Here is a 17337-nt window from a genome sequence, read left to right as displayed (position 1 = left end):
ACCAACTCTCCAAAACCATAGTGCCATGGGTGGGAACAGCGCCATTGATGGGAAACGGCCCGCAGAATTGCGAAAAATGTGCCGTAGCTCACCAGTCTAGACCAGCCGGCTGGGCCTTGCCTGTGCCGACCGGGGGATCCAGCTAGTGCAAGGGGGCGTCGTCGATGAAGGCCACCTTTGCCACGTATTGCCGGTACAGTTCCACGGCGTTGTCCGTGGGCAGGGTGCCGAACTTCAGCGCGGATTCCAGGCCGTCAAGTTCGGCGCTTGCGGCCTCGGCTGCCGTCACCTGGGCGGACAAGGCGTGCGAGTTGGCCAAATTTGTTGCTACGGCTGCCGCGAGTGAGAGCAGCACGGCGGCCAGGCACAGGACCCGCCACACTACGGAGTCATCGCGCAGGGAGAAAACTTCCTGGACGGATTCGGTGAACCTGCTTCCGCCCACGGCCGGACCCACTGTGAAGACAGCGGCGAGGGCACTGCCGATGATGCTGATGTGGGTGAACCGGTTCCGCCGCGGCCGGGCGGTGCGCAGAAAGGCAAGGACGCTGGCCCTGCGGTGGTGGATGCGTGCGGTGAGGTCCTGGCGGACCTGTGGGTCTTCGCTCACGATGTGCCTCCCTGTGCCTCGCAGCGCCGCTGGCGGGGACTGTTCTCCCATTCTGGCAGCGTGCGGGGCGGGTGTACATGGCGGCAGCGCACAACGGGGAGCCCGCTCAACCGTCACTGGACAGCTAGTGCCGCTCCCCACAGGGGAAGCGGCACTATCTGTCCAGTCAGCGCTGCGAGGAGCCTAGGCGGCGACTCACTAGCGCACGGGTTCGGGTTCCTCGCTCAACTGCTGCGCCTCGGCGTCGACGTCGGTCAGGGCGGCCAGCTTGGCGCCCTCCACATCCACATCCGGCAGGATCTTATCCAGCCAGGCCGGGATCCACCAGGCGGTTTTGCCCAGCAGGTGCATGGCCGCCGGAACAATTGTCATGCGGACAACGAACGCGTCAATCAAAACACCGAACGCCAGCGCAAAGCCCAGCGGCCGCACCATGGTCAGGTGGCTGAAGATGAAGCCGGAGAACACGCTGATCATGATTATCGCGGCGGCCGTCACCACGGGCGCGGCGTGCTTGAATCCTGTGCGCACGGCCTGCTTGGCGTCCTGCCCGTGCGCGTACGCCTCACGCATGCCGGAGGCAATGAACACCTGATAATCCATGGCCAGGCCAAACAGCACGCCGATCAAAATAATCGGCAGGAAGCTCAGCACGGCGCCGGGGTTCGCCACATCGAAGATGCCACCCAGCCAACCCCACTGGTACACGGCCACCACGCCGCCAAACGCCGCCACCAGCGACAGCAGGAAACCGGCAGTTGCCAGCAGCGGCACCAGGATGGAGCGGAATACGAGGACCAGCAGAATCAATGAAAGTCCGACGACGATGGCCAGGTAGGGCGGCAGCGCCGCTCCCAGCTTCTCCGAGACATCAACGTTGGCAGCGGTCTGGCCGGTGAGGCCGATGGTGACACCCTGATCAGCCTGGATGGTGGCGCCCTGGTCCCTGAGGTCGTGAATCACCTGGACGGTGCCCTCGCTGGCCGGGCCCTCGGCCGGGATGACCTGGTAGACGGCCGTGCGCAGGTCTTCGCTGAGCATGACGGGAACGGCGGCCTTCACATTGGGAACCTGGCGCAGCTGGTCGGCAACATCCAGGTTCAGCACTGTGGCGCTGGCCTTGTCCAGGCCAGCGGGCAGGGAGCCCACCACGATGATGGGCCCGTTCATGCCTTCGCCAAAGTTGGCACCGGTGATGGAGTACGCCTGGTAGGCGCTGGAATCAACGGGCTCGGAACCGCCGTCGGGCAGAGCCAAACGCAGACCCGCCGCCGGGATGGCGATGACGGCCAGGGCCAGCACGGCGCTGATCAGGGCAACCACGGGGTGCTTGGTGACCAGTCCGCCCCACCCACGGGCACTGCGGGCAACATCTGCTGCCTCGTCGGCCGCAGCCTTGCCACTGGCATCCAGACCTTCCAGCTTGGCGTCATGGGCTGCTTGGGTGGCCGCGTTCTTGGCCCACGCCCGCTTGGAGATCAGGCGGGTGCCAATCAGGGACAGCAAGGCCGGTGTCAGCGTCAGGGCAATGAGCACTGAGATGGCGACTGTTGCGGCGGCGGCCAAGCCAAGGATGGCCAGGAACGGCAGGCCGGTGACGGAGAGTGCCGCCAGGGCGATGACAACCGTCAGGCCTGCGAAGGTGACAGCGTTGCCCGAGGTGCCGGTGGCCTTGGCAATGGATTCACGCATGTCCATACCGGCCAGGAGTTGCTGGCGGTGCCTGTTCACAATGAACAGCGAGTAGTCAATACCCACGGCAAGGCCCAGCATCAGGGCAAGCATGGGGGAGATGGAGGACATCTCGATGACGGTTGTCAGGGCCATGGTGCCGCCCACGCCAATACCCACGCCAACAACTGCCATGAGCAACGGCAAGCCGGCGGCAACAAAGGTGCCCAACATGATCAACAGCACCGCGGCTGCCACCGCAATGCCCACCACCTCAGAGATGCCGAACAGGGAGGACACGTCCTCCACAATTTCCTTGCTATAGGAGACGGTGATGCCGCTGGAATCCAAGGTGTTGAGCTTTTCCTGCACCAGTTCGCGATTGGCCGGAGTGACGGCGTTCATGGACTCGCTGAACTGGATTTGGCCAATGGCGGCCTTGTTGTTTTCAGAAACAAAGAGAACGTCCGCCGCCGCGTCTGCCATGCGCTGGCCGGCGGATAGCTCAGCCTTCTTTTCCGCCAGCGTTGCCAGCCCGGCGTCGAACTTGGCCTTGCCCGCGTCATACGCGGCCTGGCCCGCCTGCCACTCCTTCAGGCCGGCGTCCAGCTGGGCCTGGGCCGCCGCCAGTTGCGCTGCTGCGGCTTCGGCCTGGGGTGAGCCAGCAGGCAGGGCGGCCAACTGGGTTTTCTGCGCGTCGAGCTGGGCTTGGGCTGCGTCCAGCTTGGCCTTCGCTGCGGTCAGCTCCTTGGCGGCAGCTTCCAACTTGGGCTTTTCTGCCGCGGCCTGTGCCTCGCCGGCAGCCAGCGCCGTGGCTCCGTCGGCCAGCTGTGCGGCGCCGTCAGCCTTCTGCGAGGTTGTCAGGAACGGGTCGATGACGCCCTTGACAGTGGGCACAGTGGTGACAGTTTCCAGGGCTTCGGTGATGGCCTTCTGCTGGGCCTGAGTGAATGGCTCACCATTGGTTGTGGTGAACACCACGGCGCCGGTTCCGCCGGAAGCTTCCGGCAGATCGGCTTGCAGCTTGTCTGCCATCTGCTGGGTTTCTGTGCCCGGAATCTGGAAGTTGTTGGACATGGGGCCCATGAACAATGCCGCGGCACCGCCCACCATTCCCATGATGAGAGCCCAGGCGGCAATCACCAGCCATGCACGACGGGCGGAGAACCGTCCCAGTTTGTAGAGCCAGAGGGCCATGATCGTTCCATTCTCTAAAGGTGCCGACGCGGGCGGGGCGGAGGCTGTTGAGCTGCGCGGAGCGCAAAAAACTAGTGGCTGAAGCCGTTTCGAATGTGGGAAATGGTGCTATCCAAGAAGCCGCGCAAATCTGCCAACGATTCCTCGGTGATGTTGCTTCCGTGCTTGTGGAACCAGACCTGGAAGGCCGCCCGGCAGCTGCCCGTGACGGCACCCACCAGGGCGTATAGGTAAAGCTCGTCGGTGCCTGGGGGCAGGCGGTGCCTGGCGACTTCGGTGATCTTCATGCTGCATTCCTCCCAGGCCTGGAGCTGGAAGCGGCCCAGCTGGGGGTCCTGGGTGAGGGCGAAGGTCTCGGCCAGAATGGCCAAATCGCGGGCACTGCCCACAGCCGACAGGGCGATCTGGGCGGATTCCAGCACAGGCTCGTCGGTGGGCCGGGCAACCAGTTCAACAATGACCTGGTCGAGGTAGTTCTGTGTGAAGCTGGCAACGGCCGCTTCCACGGAGGAAAAGTAGTTGAAAAAGGTGCGCCGGGAGACGCCGGCTGCCACGGCGACGTCGTCCACGGTGAAGGAGTTCAGGTCACCACTGCGCAGGAATTCGAGGGCGGCATTGGCAATTGCGTCTCGCGTCGCGGCCTTGTTCAGCTCGCGGCGGGAGGGTTGCGGATCGGCCAACGGTGGGTGTGTGGGAAGGGCAGAAGAACTCACAACTCTACACTAAGTGCAAGTTTGCACTAAGTGCAAGCCAGTAGCCCGCCACGCACAGCTGGGTGGCGGGCGGCCCCCAGTGCGGTCTGGGCGCGCCAGCCCGCCACGCTGCCTGCATGAACGGATTTAGCCCTGCGGGTTTTGCGTGAGGTAGATGGACTGACCGGTCGCGCCGGGCTGGCCCTCAGCGAGTGGAATGGCGTACACGGCGGTGCCGTAGGCGCACACTTCTGTCCAATTTCCGCCCATCTCAGAGGTGTCAAAACGTGTGGCCACAATGGCATTGGCACCCTTTTGCTGCGCCTCCTTGACCATGCGGGCCACCACTTCCTGGCGGCTCTCGTAGAGTGCCTTGGTCATTTCCGGCAGCTCGCCGCCGCCCAAGGCCCGGAAGCTGGCGGTGAACTGGGCGCCGATGTGGCGTGAGCGCACTGTCAGGCCCATGACTTCGCCAAAGACGGCGTCGATCTTGTAGCCGGGGATGTCGTTGGTGGTGACGATGATCATTGCAGTCCTTTGTGTATGGCTTTGTACTGTCCCGCACGATCCTACGGCGTCTTCCTGAACGCAAAACTCCCGCCACGGCGGCGATCTTTTGATCGCCTCCGGGACGGGAGGTTTGGACTGCCAGCTAGCGAGCTGTTACCAGAATGGTGCCTGTGCCCTAGGCGTTGGCCGCCTGGCGCTTGGGATCGACGTCGTCGGCGGAGTTGGCAGCATTCGTCTGAGCCAGCAGGTCATCGGCGTCGTCGGCAAAGGGGTTGCCGTTGCGGGGAGCGTTGTACAGCTCCTCATCCAGGATGCCCTGGCGCTTGGAGACGATGGTGGGAACCAGTGCCTGGCCAGCCACGTTCACGGCGGTGCGGCCCATGTCCAGGATGGGGTCAACGGCCAGCAGAAGTCCGACGCCGGCCAGCGGCAGTCCCAGCGTTGACAGCGTCAGGGTGAGCATGACGACGGCGCCGGTGGTGCCCGCCGTTGCCGCGGAGCCCAGAACCGAGACCAGGACAATGAGCAGGTACTGGCCCAGATCCAGCTGGATGCCGAAGAACTGTGCCACGAAGATGGCGGCGATGGCCGGGTAGATGGCTGCGCAGCCGTCCATCTTGGTGGTGGCACCCAGCGGTACCGCGAAGGATGCATAGGCGCGGGGCACGCCAAGGTTGCGTTCGGTGACGCGCTGAGTCAGCGGCAGCGTGCCGATCGAGGAGCGGGACACGAAAGCCAGCTGAACAGCCGGCCACACACCCGAGAAGTATTGCTTGATGGACAGGCCGTGGGTCTTGATCAGCACCGGGTACACAACGAACAGGACAATGGCCAGGCCAATGTAGATGGCCACCGTGAACTTGCCGAGGGAGCCAATGGTGGTCCAGCCGTAAGTGGCCACTGCTGTTCCGATCAAACCGACGGTGCCGATCGGGGCCAGGCGGATGATCCACCACAGCACCTTCTGGATGACGGCCAAGGCGGAGCCGTTGAGCTTGAGGAACGGATCCGCTGCCTTGCCAACCTTCAGCGCGGCGATGCCCACCACAATGGCGATGACAAGGATCTGCAGGACGTTGAAGCTGACACTGGTGGTCAGGGCACCGGATTCGGCAGCCTTGGTGGAGGCGCTCAGGCCCAGGAAATTGGAGGGGAACAAGCCAACAAGGAAGGCCCACCAGTCGCCGGACTTGCCGGTGTATTCCGCCGGTGTTGCGGTGCCGGTGCCGGCGCCGGGCTGGAAGAGCACACCCAGTGCAATGCCGATTGTCACGGCAATCAAGGACGTGATGGCAAACCAGAGCAGGGTGTTCCAGGCCAGGCGGGCCGCGTTGGTCACTTCACGAAGGTTGGCAATGGAGGAAACCACTGCCGTGAAGATCAACGGCACCACGGCCGCCTTGAGGATGGAAACGTAGCTGTTGCCAATGGTGCTCAGCGTGGTGACCAGGCCGTTGGGGTCCGTTTTGGGGTCGCCGCCCAGCTGACGGGCAATCAGGCCCAGAATAAGGCCGGCGAGGAGGCCGGCAATGATTTGAACGCCGAAGGAGCTTGCCCACCTGGGCAGCTTCGACACTTTGGTGTTGCTCGCTGTGGAAGTCATAGCCCAACGGTAGGTGCGGAACAATAACACCCTGAAATTTGTGTTTCCTCCTGTTACGCATAGCAAAATCGATTGTTACGTGCGTCATGGCCGCATCGGCAGGAAGTATGACGGCGCCTGCGCAATAGGACGGCTGATGACCGCTGTCCTATTGCGCAAGCGCCGTCTTTTCCGCGGGGAGCTTTAGCTGTCCAGCAATGCCATCTTCAGGGTGTCCAGACCCACGGAGCCAAGATTCAAGGCCTGGGTGTGGAAATCGCGCAGGGAGAATTCTTCACCATCACGGGTGGCCCGGGCGTCGCGGATGTCCTCCCAGAGGCGCTGGCCAATCTTGTACGACGGCGCCTGGCCGGGCCAGCCGAGGTACCTGTTGAATTCGAAGTCCAGCTGCCCGGCGGAGATGTCAAGGTTTGCGCGCAGGAACTCCAGCCCGGTCTCGGCGCTCCAGTTGCCGGTGCCCCAGGCCGCGGGGATGGGCAGTTCCAGGTGGACACCAATGTCGAAGACCACGCGTGCGGCGCGCATGCGCTGGCCGTCCAACATACCCATTTTGTCGCCCGGGTCAGCCAGGTAGCCCAGATCATCCATGAGCCGTTCGGCGTACAGCGCCCAGCCTTCACCGTGGCCGGACACCCAGCACACGTTCCGGCGCCACTCGTTGAGCAGCCCCGACTGGAAGGTGGCCGTGGCCACCTGGAGATGGTGTCCGGGGACGCCCTCGTGATACACAGTGGTTGTCTCTGCCCAGGTGGTAAAGGAATCCTCGCCCTCAGGCACCGACCACCACATCCGGCCCGGACGGGAGAAGTCTTCCGAGGGGCCCGTGTAGTAAATACCGCCATCCTGGGTGGGTGCAATGCGGCATTCCAGGGTGCGCATGATGTCCGGGATGTCGAACTGGGTGCCGGCAAGCTCGTTCATGGCCGCATCGGACAGGCCCTGCATCCAGGTGGTGAGTGCCTCGGTGCCGTGGAGGGCGCGGGCGGGGTCGGCGTTCAGTATGGCCTTGGCCTCTTCGATGGAGGCGCCGGGTGTGATCTGCTGGGCCACGGCCTCTTGTTCGGCGATGATGCGCGCTAGTTCGGCGACACCCCACGCGTACGTTTCCTCAAGGTCAATGCTTGCGCCCAGGAATTGCCGTGAGGCAAGTGCATAGCGTTCACGACCCACGGCATCGGCCGCGGGGGCCTGTGGGAGCAATTCCTCGCGCAGGAAATCCACCAACGCGCCATAGCCGGCCCGGGCCACTTCGGCATTGGCGAGCAGCGCGGCGGCGAGGTTGGCTGGGAGGGAAGTTCCGGCGTCGTCCGCTGCTGCAGAAGGCGCGGAAGCGGGCTCCAAGGCGGCATCGCGCGCCAGCGAAACAAAATAGCCGTCCGGCGCAGCGTGCCGCTCGCACTGCTCGATGACGGCTTGAACCTGCCGACGGGCGGCCACCAGGCCGAGCTGCGCACCGGCCCGCAGGGAGGCAATGTAGCCGTCCACGGCTCCTTGCACGTTGACCAGGCGGGCGGAAATGTGTTCCCACTGGGTCACGGTGGCGGTGGGCATCAGGTCAAAAATGGCCCGGATTTCCTGCGCAGGGGAGGCAATGTTGTTCAGATCCGCCAACAGCCAGCCGCTGTGGTGGAGCTCCAAATCCAGGCCCAGACGCTCGTTCATGGCGTGGCGGGTCACGGCGTCAACGGAATCCGCCGGTGCCAGGGTGGCGAGGCCCGTCAGGGCATCCCGCGCGGCCTGCTCGGCGGCCGCCAAACCGGCGGGGGAGTGGTCGCGATACTCGCTTTCACGCCCCGGCCGGCCCAACGTGGTGGCAAATCCCGGATCGAGCTCCAGCAGCGTCTCCGTGTAGGAGTTGGCAAGCTTGTCAATGGCAGTGGTGGCCCGGGTTACGGGCTGTGTGGGCAAAGTCATGCCCCGAGCCTACCGCCCCGTAGCCACCAGATTCGAAGTTAGCGCCCCGAACGACGCCAGGCGCCGGCGCCGGGCTTGGGCGGCAGCTTCAGGAGTGCCCGCCGCGCCCAATGCCGGCTTGGAGTCTTGGCTTCCTGTCCGCCGTCGCCGCCTTGCAGGGCAAGGACGACGGCGGTGACCGCCGCAAGCTCCTCGGCCGTGGGATCGCCCTTGGTGACGGTAAGCAACGGCTCGGGCGCGGTCTCGGCGGCAGCCGGCTGGTCAGTGGTCACAGCGGGATGTTCCCGTGCTTCTTGGCGGGCAAGCTGGCTCTCTTGTCGCGCAGGGCGCGCAGGCCCTTGATGAGCTGGATGCGGGTGTCGGACGGGGCAATGACGGCGTCCACGTAGCCAAGCTCGGCGGCCTGGTACGGGTTCAGCAGCTCGTCCTCGTAGTTGCGCACAATCTCGGCGCGGCGAGCTTCAACGTCGCCACCCTCTGCCTCAACCGCTGCAAGATCGCGGCGGTAAAGAATGTTGACGGCGCCCTGGGCGCCCATGACACCGATCTGGGCTGTGGGCCAGGCCAAGTTGAGGTCGGCGCCGAGCTTCTTGGAGCCCATCACAATGTACGCTCCGCCGTAGGCCTTGCGGGTGATGACAGTCAGCTTGGGCACTGTGGCTTCGGCGTAGGCGTAGAGCAGTTTGGCGCCGCGGCGGATGATGCCCTGGAATTCCTGGTCCTTGCCGGGCAGGAAGCCCGGAACGTCCACCAGGGTGATGATGGGGATGTTGAAGGCGTCGCAATTGCGGACAAAACGGGCTGCCTTTTCCGAGGCGTTGATGTCCAAGGTGCCGGCGAACTGCATGGGCTGGTTGGCCACGATGCCAACGGTGTGGCCTTCAATGCGGCCGTAGCCAATCATGACGTTGGGTGCGTACAGGGCCTGCATTTCCAGGAAATGGGCGTCGTCCACGATCTGCTCAATCACTGAACGCATGTTGTACGGGTGGTTGGCCGAATCCGGGATCAGCGCATCCAGGGCGAGGTCGCCGGCGTCGAGCTCCAACTCCTGCTCATGCTCGGTGACGGGAGCCTCGGCCAGGTTGTTGGAGGGCAGGAAGTCAAGGAGTTCGCGGACAAACTCAATGGCGTCGGCCTCATCGGTGGCCAGGTAGGTGGAGGTGCCGGTGGTGCTGTTGTGCTGGCGCGCGCCACCGAGGGTTTCCATGTCAACATCCTCGCCCGTGACGGTTTTGATGACGTCGGGGCCGGTGATGAACATGTGGGAGGTCTTGTCCACCATGACAACGTAGTCGGTCAGGGCGGGGGAGTAGGCCGCACCGCCGGCGCACGGGCCCATGATGAGCGAGATCTGCGGGACAACGCCCGAGGCGTGCACGTTGTTGCGGAAGATATCCGCAAACATGGCCAGCGACGCCACGCCTTCCTGGATGCGGGCGCCGCCGCCGTCGTTGATGCCCACCACAGGGCAGCCGTTGCGCAGTGCAAATTCCTGGACCTTGACGATCTTCTCGCCGTTGACTTGGCTCAGGGAGCCGCCGTAGACGCTGAAGTCTTGGCTGTAGATGGCGATGAGGCGCCCGTCCACTGTGCCGTAGCCGGAGACCACGCCGTCGCCCAGGGGCTTCTTCTTCTCCATGCCGAACGCTGTGGAGCGGTGCACCGCCAGGGCATCAAACTCCACGAAGGAGTCCGGGTCAAGGAGCAGGTCAATGCGTTCCCGGGCGGTGTTGCGGCCCTTGGCGTGCTGCTTCTCAATGGCAGCTTCCCCTGAGGGCTTTTCCGATTGGGCCATCCGGTCGCGGAAATCGGCAATTTTGCCTGCTGTCGTTGAAAGGTCGTGGCTCATTGGTACTCCGGCTCAGTAGGTGGAAGCTGGCAGCCCTCGCAGTAGGAACCGCACAAAAGGGCAAACTCTAAGTTCATTCTAGTAACGTATTCCGGCCGTGCGTGTGTAGGAACCCTACAAAGTCGACACTTTACAGTCGCAGGTTCCGCCACCACGTGGCGTGCGCGGCCTTGAGGTGCGGGCGTGGGGTGAAGGCGTGGGGTCCGGGGGTCCGGGCGTGAGGTGGAGGCATTGTGGACCTGTGGGTGGGCGCCCCGGCGCTGCGGTGCCGCCGTTGGGCCGGGCTCCGTGGTGGCTGCGCGGAGAATGTCAGAGGCCCCGGATAAGATTGTGGGCATGACCGGCGCCCCACCAGCACTTGACCAGCCTGCACTGAAGGCTGCCTTGCTGCGCCCTCATGGATCCTTTAGCCGGGTGGAGATTGTGGGCACCACAGGCTCCACCAACACCGACCTGGCTGGCCATGCTGCCGACCCGCATCAGCTGTGGCCGGATTTGAGTGTTTTGATAGCCGACGCCCAGGAAGCAGGCAAGGGCCGTTTGGGCCGGGCATGGGTGGTACCGGCCGGGGCTGCCATGATCTCAAGCGTCTTCCTGCGACCGGGAGACCGGGCGCCAGCAGCTGCGGGGCGGGCAGGATCCGGTGCAGCTGGCACGTCCGCTTCCGGCGCACCTGCTTCTGGCACGTCCGCTTCCGCGCCCGTTTCCGGAGCACCCGCTACCGCTGCCTTCACTCCTGCCAGCTTCGCTCCGACGGGCTACGCTTGGCTTTCCGTCCTGGCTGGCGTGGCCCTGTGTGAAGCGCTGCGCGAGCACACCGCCGTGACGGCATCCCTGAAATGGCCCAATGATGTTGTGGTGAATGGACGCAAGCTTGCTGGCATTCTTGCCCAGCTGGTGCCGTCCACCACGGGTGGGCCCGGCGTGGTTGTTGGTGTCGGCGTGAATGTCAGTGCCGGCGCCCATCAGCTCCCCACTGACCGTGCCACGTCGCTGCTGGTGGAAGGCGCGGCCCCGGAATCGCTGGACAGGAATGTGCTGCTGCCTGCGTACCTGAATACCTTTGCCACGCTGTACTGCGAATTTGTTGCAGTAGCTGGCGACGCGAACGCACCCCTGTCCGGCAGCAGGGGGGACGGACGCAGCTTGTTGGAACTGGCGGCGCAGCACATGAGTACCCTGGGCCAGGACGTCCGGGCGGAATTGCCCGGCGGTGCCATGCTGTTCGGAACCGCCGTGGGGCTGGACGTGGACGGCAGCTTGTTGATTCGCGACGCCGCAGGAACGCTTCACCCTGTCAGCGCCGGCGATGTCATTCATCTACGCCGCACAGAAACCGATGGCACGCTGAACTATGCGTAGCAGCTGGTTACAGGAGGGGGAGTACGTACTTATTGACTCTAGGCCCCACTCCCGTGTTCTCCTTTGGCCCATCACGGTGGGATTGTTGCTCATTCTTGGTGCCTCAGCCGCGTTGGCGAAGTTGCAGCCCGAGCCCTTCGCTCAGTGGGCACCGCAGTCCTGGCCGCTGCGGGAACCCGCAATTGTTGTGCTGTTGACTGTTGTGGGGCTGGTGCTGCTGGCCTATCCGGTGCGGCGTGTGCTGCGGTGGGCTTCGACCCACATTGTCCTTACCAACCAGCGGCTGGTGGTGCGTCGAGGGCCGCGGCGGCGCAACGCCCAGTTCCACGTGCTGGCTGGGATTGAGGAAGTGCGCCCCGTGCAAAACTGGCGGCAAAGGCTAGTGGGCTCGGGGGACCTGCAGCTGCACATGTACCGCGGCAAGATGCGGACCATAAAGGAAGTGCCTGTCGTGAAGGAGTTCAACAGTGAGACACAGCAGGCCTGGACGGCAGTGTTAACGGCCTCCATTCAGCAAACACCCCAACAAGGGGACTAGGCTATTGACGAAACTTACAAGAGAAAAGGAGCTGCGCCAGCTTGGAAGAGACCACTGACCGGCCCGAGCCGCTGTTGCCTCCTGCCTCACGCAACCAAACCAAAGCCCTGGAAACCCAGCTGTTGGGCGGTGAGCGGACGCTCAAACGCCGTGACGTTGCTGCCGGAGTTGGCGTATCACTGCTCTCTGCTCGCAAAATTTGGCGCGCCATGGGCTTCCCCAACATTGGTGATGAAGACGTGGCCTTCACCGAGCGCGACCAGGAAGCGCTGCAAATTGTTGTCAATATGGTCCGTGAGGGCTTGTTGACCGAGGAGACCGCCATCTCCGTCACCCGCTCCATCGGGCAAATGACGGACAGGATGGCTGTGTGGCAGATCGAGGCCCTGGTTGAGGACTTGGTGGTGGAGCATGGCGTCAGCGATGCCGAGGCCCGCCGCGCAGTGGTGTCCGAACTGCCAAGCCTGATTGCCCCGCTGGAAGAACTCCTGGTCTATTCCTACCGGCGCCAGCTCAATGCAGGCATCCAGCGCCTGGCAGTGCGTGCCGAGTCGGGCCTGGCTGCCAGCGAACTGGGGCGCGACGGCGATGAAGATGACGCGCCGCTGCCCCTGGCCCGAGCCGTTGGTTTTGCCGACCTGGTCAGCTACACCTCCCTGTCCCGGCGCATGAATGAGAAAACCCTGGCCAAGCTGGTGCAGCGTTTTGAGAACATTTGCGCCGAGATCATCAGCGTGGGTGGTGGCCGGCTGGTGAAGACCATTGGTGACGAAGTCCTGTTCAACTGCGAAACGCCTGTTGCCGGTGCCCAAATTTCCCTGGCCCTGGCCGAGGCCATGGCAGCCGATGACTTCCTGCCCGAAGCCCGCGTGGCCATGGTGTGGGGCCGCGTGCTGTCCCGCCTGGGCGATATTTATGGCCCCACCGTGAACCTGGCTGCCCGCCTGACCTCATTGGCCGAACCGGGCACGGTGCTGGTTGACTCCGTGACCGCCTCGGCGCTGACCAACGACGACAGGTTCATCCTGACCCAGCTGCCCGTGGAGAACGTGCGCGGTTTTGGTGAGATTGCCCCCGTGCTGCTCCAGCGCGGCAAGGGCAAGGGCCTGGTTGTAGACTAGGCAGCTTCCGGTGGCTCTGGTGGTCGCGGCGGCTCCGGCGGCCCATTCCTCGCCAGCCCGTGGTGGTAGTTGTTGCGTCGGGCCCGCCGAGTGGGATCAAGCCAAAAGCCGGGGATGAACCACGGCACACCCTCGCGAACCTCAATGGTCCAGTGGCCGCGGTGAACTAAATGGTGATGCAGACTGCAGAGCAGCACACCATTGCTGACGCTGGTCTCGCCGCCGTCCTGCCACGAAATGATGTGGTGGGCGTCGCACCAACTGGCCGGGGCTGTGCAGTCCGGGTAGGCGCAGCCCAGATCGCGGGCCACGAGGATCTTGCGTTGCGCCGTGGTGAAGAGGCGTTGGGTGCGCCCCACATTGAGAATCTCCTGGCCGTTGCCCAGAATCATGGTGGTCACGTCTGCGTCGCAAAGCTCCACCGTGAAGAGTTCCAAGGGTTGGGGGCCGCTGTAGGGCAGGAACGCTATGCCGCCTCCGCTGCCGGTTGCAGTGCGTCGCTGAAGCTCGGCCTCCGTGGTGCTGATGAACAGTTGTGATTTCAGCCCGCCGTTGAGCGGCAGCTTCCCGGTCCTGGCGGCAAGTTTGACGCAGTCGATCAGCCCGTCGAGCAGTTTCTGCCCGTGGCTGCGCCTGTCCGCCACGGCCGGGTCGGTGCTGTTGGGGTCGATCGGGTCAAGGCCGGGGAGGTCCTGCTCATATCCGGGCTGGGGCACAAGGATCCCGTTGACCAGGTGCGGCCATGGCTCCGGCGCGGGAACAGCCGTACTTGCGGCGCTCTTGCAGGTACCGCCTGCTCCCGGACGGCCTGCTCCGGGCTCATCTGCTCCGAACTCATCTGCACCGGGGTCCGCCGCCCATTGGGGGATGGGTCCCTGGGATGGCGGCCAGACAGCGGAAGGAGATGCCTGTCCGCTGCCGAACGCCGCGGACATGGTGGAAATGAAGTCCTGCAGCTCCATTTGGCCTGGCAGTTGCCGAACCCCGCCACCGCTGGCACTCCCGTCGAACGGATCACTCCCACTGCCTGTGCCACTCCCACTGCCTGTGCCACTCCCACTGACCGCGCCACTTCCGCCGACCGAAGCGCTCTCGCTGCCCTCCGCGTATGCTTGGCCGCTCAGAGGTTCAAGGCTGTCAATATCCAGGTGGCCGTTGGGATTGGTGGCCCATCCTATGGCGGACATGAGCGTTTCGTATTGGGCGACGGTCAGGTGGCCGTCCACATGGACCAGGCCGCGGCGGGGGTTCCTAAAGAAAATGCCCTGCTTGGCCAGCAGCTCGCCGTCGCTGGGCTGCTGCCCGTCCGGATCCAAGAGGTTGACGGCCCGGGTGCCGATGCGGCGCAGGAAATCCGGTGGCTCATCTTTGGCATAACTGGTCAGGGTGGTTTCAAGGTCTTGGGCGCTTTGCTCCGTAATACGTCCGGCATCCGCGAGATGGCGGGCGTCGTCCGCGAAGCCGGAAACCACCAGGGCCTGCTCCTGGGAGAGTTCCCCGCTGAAGAACGCCGATCCCAGGATGGGTTGGGCGGGCGGGGTGGTCACGGTAGTGATCAGGTCCGTGACGGGGAGAAAGTGATCGGCCAGGCGCAACCGGCGGGAAGCCTCGGCAGCTCCCAGCGCTAGGAAGGTGGTCAGCAGGGCCACGGGCTTGGTGAATCCGGCGTCGCTGAACCGCGACGCCCGGGTGCGCGCGGCGAGCTCTCCTGCTGCCTGCACCTGCAGGGCGGAGAGGATGTGGTCCAGATGCTCCAAGGACTGGCCCCAGCTGATGACCTGGGAATCCGTGAGGCCCGTCAAATCCACCCCCAACGGCGCCGCAATGGTTGGCACTTCGGAATCGACTGAAGGACTAGCGGCCGGGACCAGCGCTGCGGCAAGCCGGAGAAGCTGGTGGATGTGCTGCCCCACCGCTTGCCGCGCCCTTGTGGATCCGGGATTTCCCGGCGTCCTTGCCGTTGCTTCCATACATTAATTTTAGGACAAGGCACTGACATTCTTGAAATGTATGTTCTGGTATGTGGATAAAATATGCAACTTACCAGTACGGTGCATGAATCAAACCAGCCCGAGCTGCCGGACTACCAAACTATCCGCTCAAACAGGGCCCGCAGCGTGGCCCCGCGGCCCGGATTAACGCTTGAAACCCAGCCCACGCGCCCCATGAGGTGCGCCCGGAAATCGGTATGGCCGTCGCGATTCTGACTGGAGGGGCCATGCACAACGCAGTTGTGCAGCACGGCCTTCAACGCATCGAACTCACGCCGGGAGACGTTGGTGTGCCGGTTGACCACCACGCCCGTCACGCTCTGGCGCACCCCAGCCCGCTGGACCCGGGTTTTCAATCGATTCAGCGAATGGCCCTCATCGGCAACGATCCGGGCAGCCCCACGCACAAACGCATCGGCACGCCGGGACAGTTCAGAACCCCCGCTGAAGGCGAGGTCGTCGGCGTAACGGGTGTAGCCGGCGTCGAACGCTTCAGCCCAGCCCTGCAGCCTGGAATCCAGCCGGCGCAGCGCAAGGTTGGCCAGCATGGGCGAGGTGGGCGAGCCTTGGGGCAGGTGCGGCACGGCCAGGGCCTTGCGCAGCGCAAAACGGTCCGCGGGGTCCCCGCCCGGCGGCATCTCGGCGATGACGCCAACCGGGACGGCATGCGTGCACAGCCCCGTCACCCGGTGCGCCACCGCCTCGGTGAATCCGGCCTGGCGCAGCACGCCAAACACCTTGCCCGGGGTGACATGGGCAAAGAAGGCTGCCAGATCCAGGCTCACCACCACCTCGGAGCCGGTGTGCAGCCTTGCCCCGCTCACGGCGCCGCGCCCGGGCACAAATCCGTGTGCTGCATTGTGCAGCGGGATGGGTGCCAGCAGCTCACGCAGCACCGTGCGTTGGAGCGCCCGCAGCCGCGGATGCGGAATTTCCAGAAGCCTGGGCACCTTTCCGGGACGGCTGCGCCACTGATACCTGTAATGCTGCAGCCGCCTGCTCGTGGCTGTGCGGTTCCACTGCCGGGGATCGGCAAACCACTCCAACTCACCCATACCCAAGCCCAGCAGCCCTGTCAGTTCGGCCAATGTGTGGAGGTGGCGGACCTTGGCCTCGCGGGCCTCGGCGGGCTGCACCACGTAGTGCGCCAGGGTGATCGGCTTGCGCGCCTTGGCGGCCTTCATCACCGCCGTTCTGAAGGCCTCGTTGCCCAGAACGACGGCGGCCAGCTCACGGGGGGCGTCTGCCGGGCGCCGGTGGTAGAGGCCCACGATGTGGCCGGCCAGCGGACCCAGCCAACGCCGTCGAGCCCCCAAAACGTTGGCGCCCGCATTGACAAGGGCTGGCTTGGACCAGTCCTCGGCCGCAAGGAATGCGTGTGACAGGGCTGTGGCTACAGTCTGGGGCGTGGGCCGGGGACTGCGGGCCAGCACGGCGGAGGAGAGTGAGGGGGTCAATGCGGCGACGGCTTCAAAGATGACCAATCTGTCTGTTTGGGCGCTGCTCTTCGCGGAGCGTAGCGGAGCGCCCAAGGCGCATGCTGGAGGTAAGTCTTCGTGCCCCGGGGTAGCCCCGGAGAGGGTAGGTCACCAAGGTGACGTCCCATCTCATCTCGAAGCCGTCGCATGTTGACACACTAGCGCAGCGGTCCCCGGGTGGGGCCAATGTTGCGGGCTCGTTTTAGCTTGCTGAGTACCGCGAAAAACGCTGCGGATCTGCCAGGCCCGGCGTAGAATGGGTGCCATTGATCCCCTAAGGCGATGATGACAATGTCCCTTGCATCCAGTCCCGCAACAACCGTTCTGCCGGTGGCCAATGCGGCCCGTTCCCGAGACTATTATGCCGAGTCACTCGGCCTGGAATTCCGTGGGCAATCGGCCGACGGAAACCTGATTTTTGGGCTGGAGGGCTCCGCCAGCCTTGCCCTCATGGAAGACCCCGACGCGAGCCCCTCCGTGCACACCGCCATGAGCTTCGAGGTGGCGGACATCGAGGCCTCGATTGGCGATTTGGGCACCCGCGGCGTGGTCTTTGAGGACTACGACCTACCCGGGCTCAAAACCACTGACCACGTCTGCGTTCTCGGCGCGGAAAAGGCGGCCTGGTTCAAGGACCCGGATGGCAATATCCTGTGCCTGCACCAGGGCTCGCCGGCTGAGCTGAGCGGACAGTAGCAGGCGCGTTCCCGCCACACCTGTACCCCGCCGCGGACCTTGCGCAGCGGGGCTGTCGCTGTGCCCTGCAGTGTCCGCCGGGGCCGCCACCCAAGGAGCTCC

The 17337-nt window shown here is 64.5% G+C and carries 14 protein-coding genes; 4 read left to right on the top strand and 10 right to left on the bottom strand.

The window, feature by feature from the left end; translation table 11 throughout:
• Positions 1-142: 142 nt before the first annotated feature.
• From ACX80Q_RS06070 to ACX80Q_RS06035, 8 genes are all read right to left on the bottom strand, one after another.
• Positions 143-610, bottom strand: a complete 468-nt coding sequence (locus ACX80Q_RS06070; protein WP_459329629.1) for a hypothetical protein — start codon at positions 608-610, stop codon at positions 143-145.
• A 198-nt stretch (positions 611-808) separates the two neighbouring features.
• Positions 809-3478 carry an MMPL family transporter gene (locus ACX80Q_RS06065; RefSeq protein WP_459329628.1) on the bottom strand — a complete coding sequence of 890 codons (2670 nt, stop codon included), beginning with the start codon at positions 3476-3478 and terminating at the stop codon, positions 809-811.
• A 71-nt stretch (positions 3479-3549) separates the two neighbouring features.
• Positions 3550-4191 carry a TetR/AcrR family transcriptional regulator gene (locus ACX80Q_RS06060; protein ID WP_459329627.1) on the bottom strand — a complete coding sequence of 214 codons (642 nt, stop codon included), beginning with the start codon at positions 4189-4191 and terminating at the stop codon, positions 3550-3552.
• 126 nt (positions 4192-4317) lie between these two features.
• Entirely contained in the window at positions 4318-4698 is a 381-nt protein-coding gene (locus tag ACX80Q_RS06055; RefSeq protein WP_459329626.1) for a YbjQ family protein, read from the bottom strand.
• A gap of 157 nt (positions 4699-4855) precedes the next feature.
• The gene (locus ACX80Q_RS06050) at positions 4856-6283 is read right to left on the bottom strand and encodes a dicarboxylate/amino acid:cation symporter (protein WP_459329625.1); all 1428 of its coding nucleotides are present in this window, start codon (positions 6281-6283) and stop codon (positions 4856-4858) included.
• A 183-nt stretch (positions 6284-6466) separates the two neighbouring features.
• The gene (locus ACX80Q_RS06045; RefSeq protein ID WP_459329624.1) at positions 6467-8197 is read right to left on the bottom strand and encodes a DUF885 domain-containing protein; all 1731 of its coding nucleotides are present in this window, start codon (positions 8195-8197) and stop codon (positions 6467-6469) included.
• Between the two features lie 38 nt (positions 8198-8235).
• Entirely contained in the window at positions 8236-8469 is a 234-nt protein-coding gene (locus tag ACX80Q_RS06040) for an acyl-CoA carboxylase subunit epsilon (RefSeq protein WP_459329623.1), read from the bottom strand.
• Complete coding sequence (locus tag ACX80Q_RS06035; protein WP_459329622.1) at positions 8466-10049, bottom strand: acyl-CoA carboxylase subunit beta; 1584 nt, start codon at positions 10047-10049, stop codon at positions 8466-8468. The genes ACX80Q_RS06040 and ACX80Q_RS06035 overlap by 4 nt, the downstream gene beginning before the upstream one ends.
• Positions 10050-10385: 336 nt before the next feature.
• On the opposite strand from ACX80Q_RS06035, the gene ACX80Q_RS06030 reads away from it, so the two are divergent.
• The 3 genes from ACX80Q_RS06030 (at position 10386) to ACX80Q_RS06020 (ending at position 13070) form a co-directional block, all read left to right on the top strand.
• Complete coding sequence (locus ACX80Q_RS06030) at positions 10386-11411, top strand: biotin--[acetyl-CoA-carboxylase] ligase (RefSeq protein WP_459329621.1); 1026 nt, start codon at positions 10386-10388, stop codon at positions 11409-11411.
• Positions 11412-11487: 76 nt separating this feature from the next.
• Positions 11488-11949: a PH domain-containing protein gene (locus ACX80Q_RS06025; protein ID WP_459329620.1), complete on the top strand. Its 462-nt coding sequence runs from the start codon at positions 11488-11490 to the stop codon at positions 11947-11949.
• Positions 11950-11990: 41 nt separating this feature from the next.
• Positions 11991-13070: an adenylate/guanylate cyclase domain-containing protein gene (locus tag ACX80Q_RS06020; RefSeq protein WP_459329619.1), complete on the top strand. Its 1080-nt coding sequence runs from the start codon at positions 11991-11993 to the stop codon at positions 13068-13070.
• Here the strand turns inward: ACX80Q_RS06020 and ACX80Q_RS06015 are convergent.
• Together ACX80Q_RS06015 and ACX80Q_RS06010 are read right to left on the bottom strand one after the other, a co-directional pair.
• Positions 13067-15040 carry an HNH endonuclease signature motif containing protein gene (locus ACX80Q_RS06015; protein WP_459329618.1) on the bottom strand — a complete coding sequence of 658 codons (1974 nt, stop codon included), beginning with the start codon at positions 15038-15040 and terminating at the stop codon, positions 13067-13069. The genes ACX80Q_RS06020 and ACX80Q_RS06015 overlap by 4 nt on opposite strands.
• 113 nt (positions 15041-15153) lie before the next feature.
• Positions 15154-16545 carry a reverse transcriptase family protein gene (locus ACX80Q_RS06010; RefSeq protein WP_459329617.1) on the bottom strand — a complete coding sequence of 464 codons (1392 nt, stop codon included), beginning with the start codon at positions 16543-16545 and terminating at the stop codon, positions 15154-15156.
• Positions 16546-16830: 285 nt separating this feature from the next.
• Here ACX80Q_RS06010 and ACX80Q_RS06005 point away from each other — a divergent pair, with 285 nt between their 5' ends.
• The gene (locus ACX80Q_RS06005) at positions 16831-17235 is read left to right on the top strand and encodes a VOC family protein (protein WP_459329616.1); all 405 of its coding nucleotides are present in this window, start codon (positions 16831-16833) and stop codon (positions 17233-17235) included.
• Positions 17236-17337: the final 102 nt, after the last annotated feature.

Source organism: Arthrobacter sp. HLT1-20, from assembly GCF_054510895.1.
Note: the sequence above shows the minus strand (reverse complement) of the source record. Positions and strands in the feature narration are given on the sequence as shown.

Coding starts and splice junctions, on each gene's coding strand:
- ACX80Q_RS06045 (WP_459329624.1), bottom strand. CDS start 8,197: ATGACTTTGCCCACACAGCCCGTAACCCGGGCCACCACTGCCATTGAC.
- ACX80Q_RS06030 (WP_459329621.1), top strand. CDS start 10,386: ATGACCGGCGCCCCACCAGCACTTGACCAGCCTGCACTGAAGGCTGCC.
- ACX80Q_RS06065 (WP_459329628.1), bottom strand. CDS start 3,478: ATGGCCCTCTGGCTCTACAAACTGGGACGGTTCTCCGCCCGTCGTGCA.
- ACX80Q_RS06035 (WP_459329622.1), bottom strand. CDS start 10,049: ATGAGCCACGACCTTTCAACGACAGCAGGCAAAATTGCCGATTTCCGC.
- ACX80Q_RS06005 (WP_459329616.1), top strand. CDS start 16,831: ATGTCCCTTGCATCCAGTCCCGCAACAACCGTTCTGCCGGTGGCCAAT.
- ACX80Q_RS06055 (WP_459329626.1), bottom strand. CDS start 4,698: ATGATCATCGTCACCACCAACGACATCCCCGGCTACAAGATCGACGCC.
- ACX80Q_RS06015 (WP_459329618.1), bottom strand. CDS start 15,040: ATGGAAGCAACGGCAAGGACGCCGGGAAATCCCGGATCCACAAGGGCG.
- ACX80Q_RS06050 (WP_459329625.1), bottom strand. CDS start 6,283: ATGACTTCCACAGCGAGCAACACCAAAGTGTCGAAGCTGCCCAGGTGG.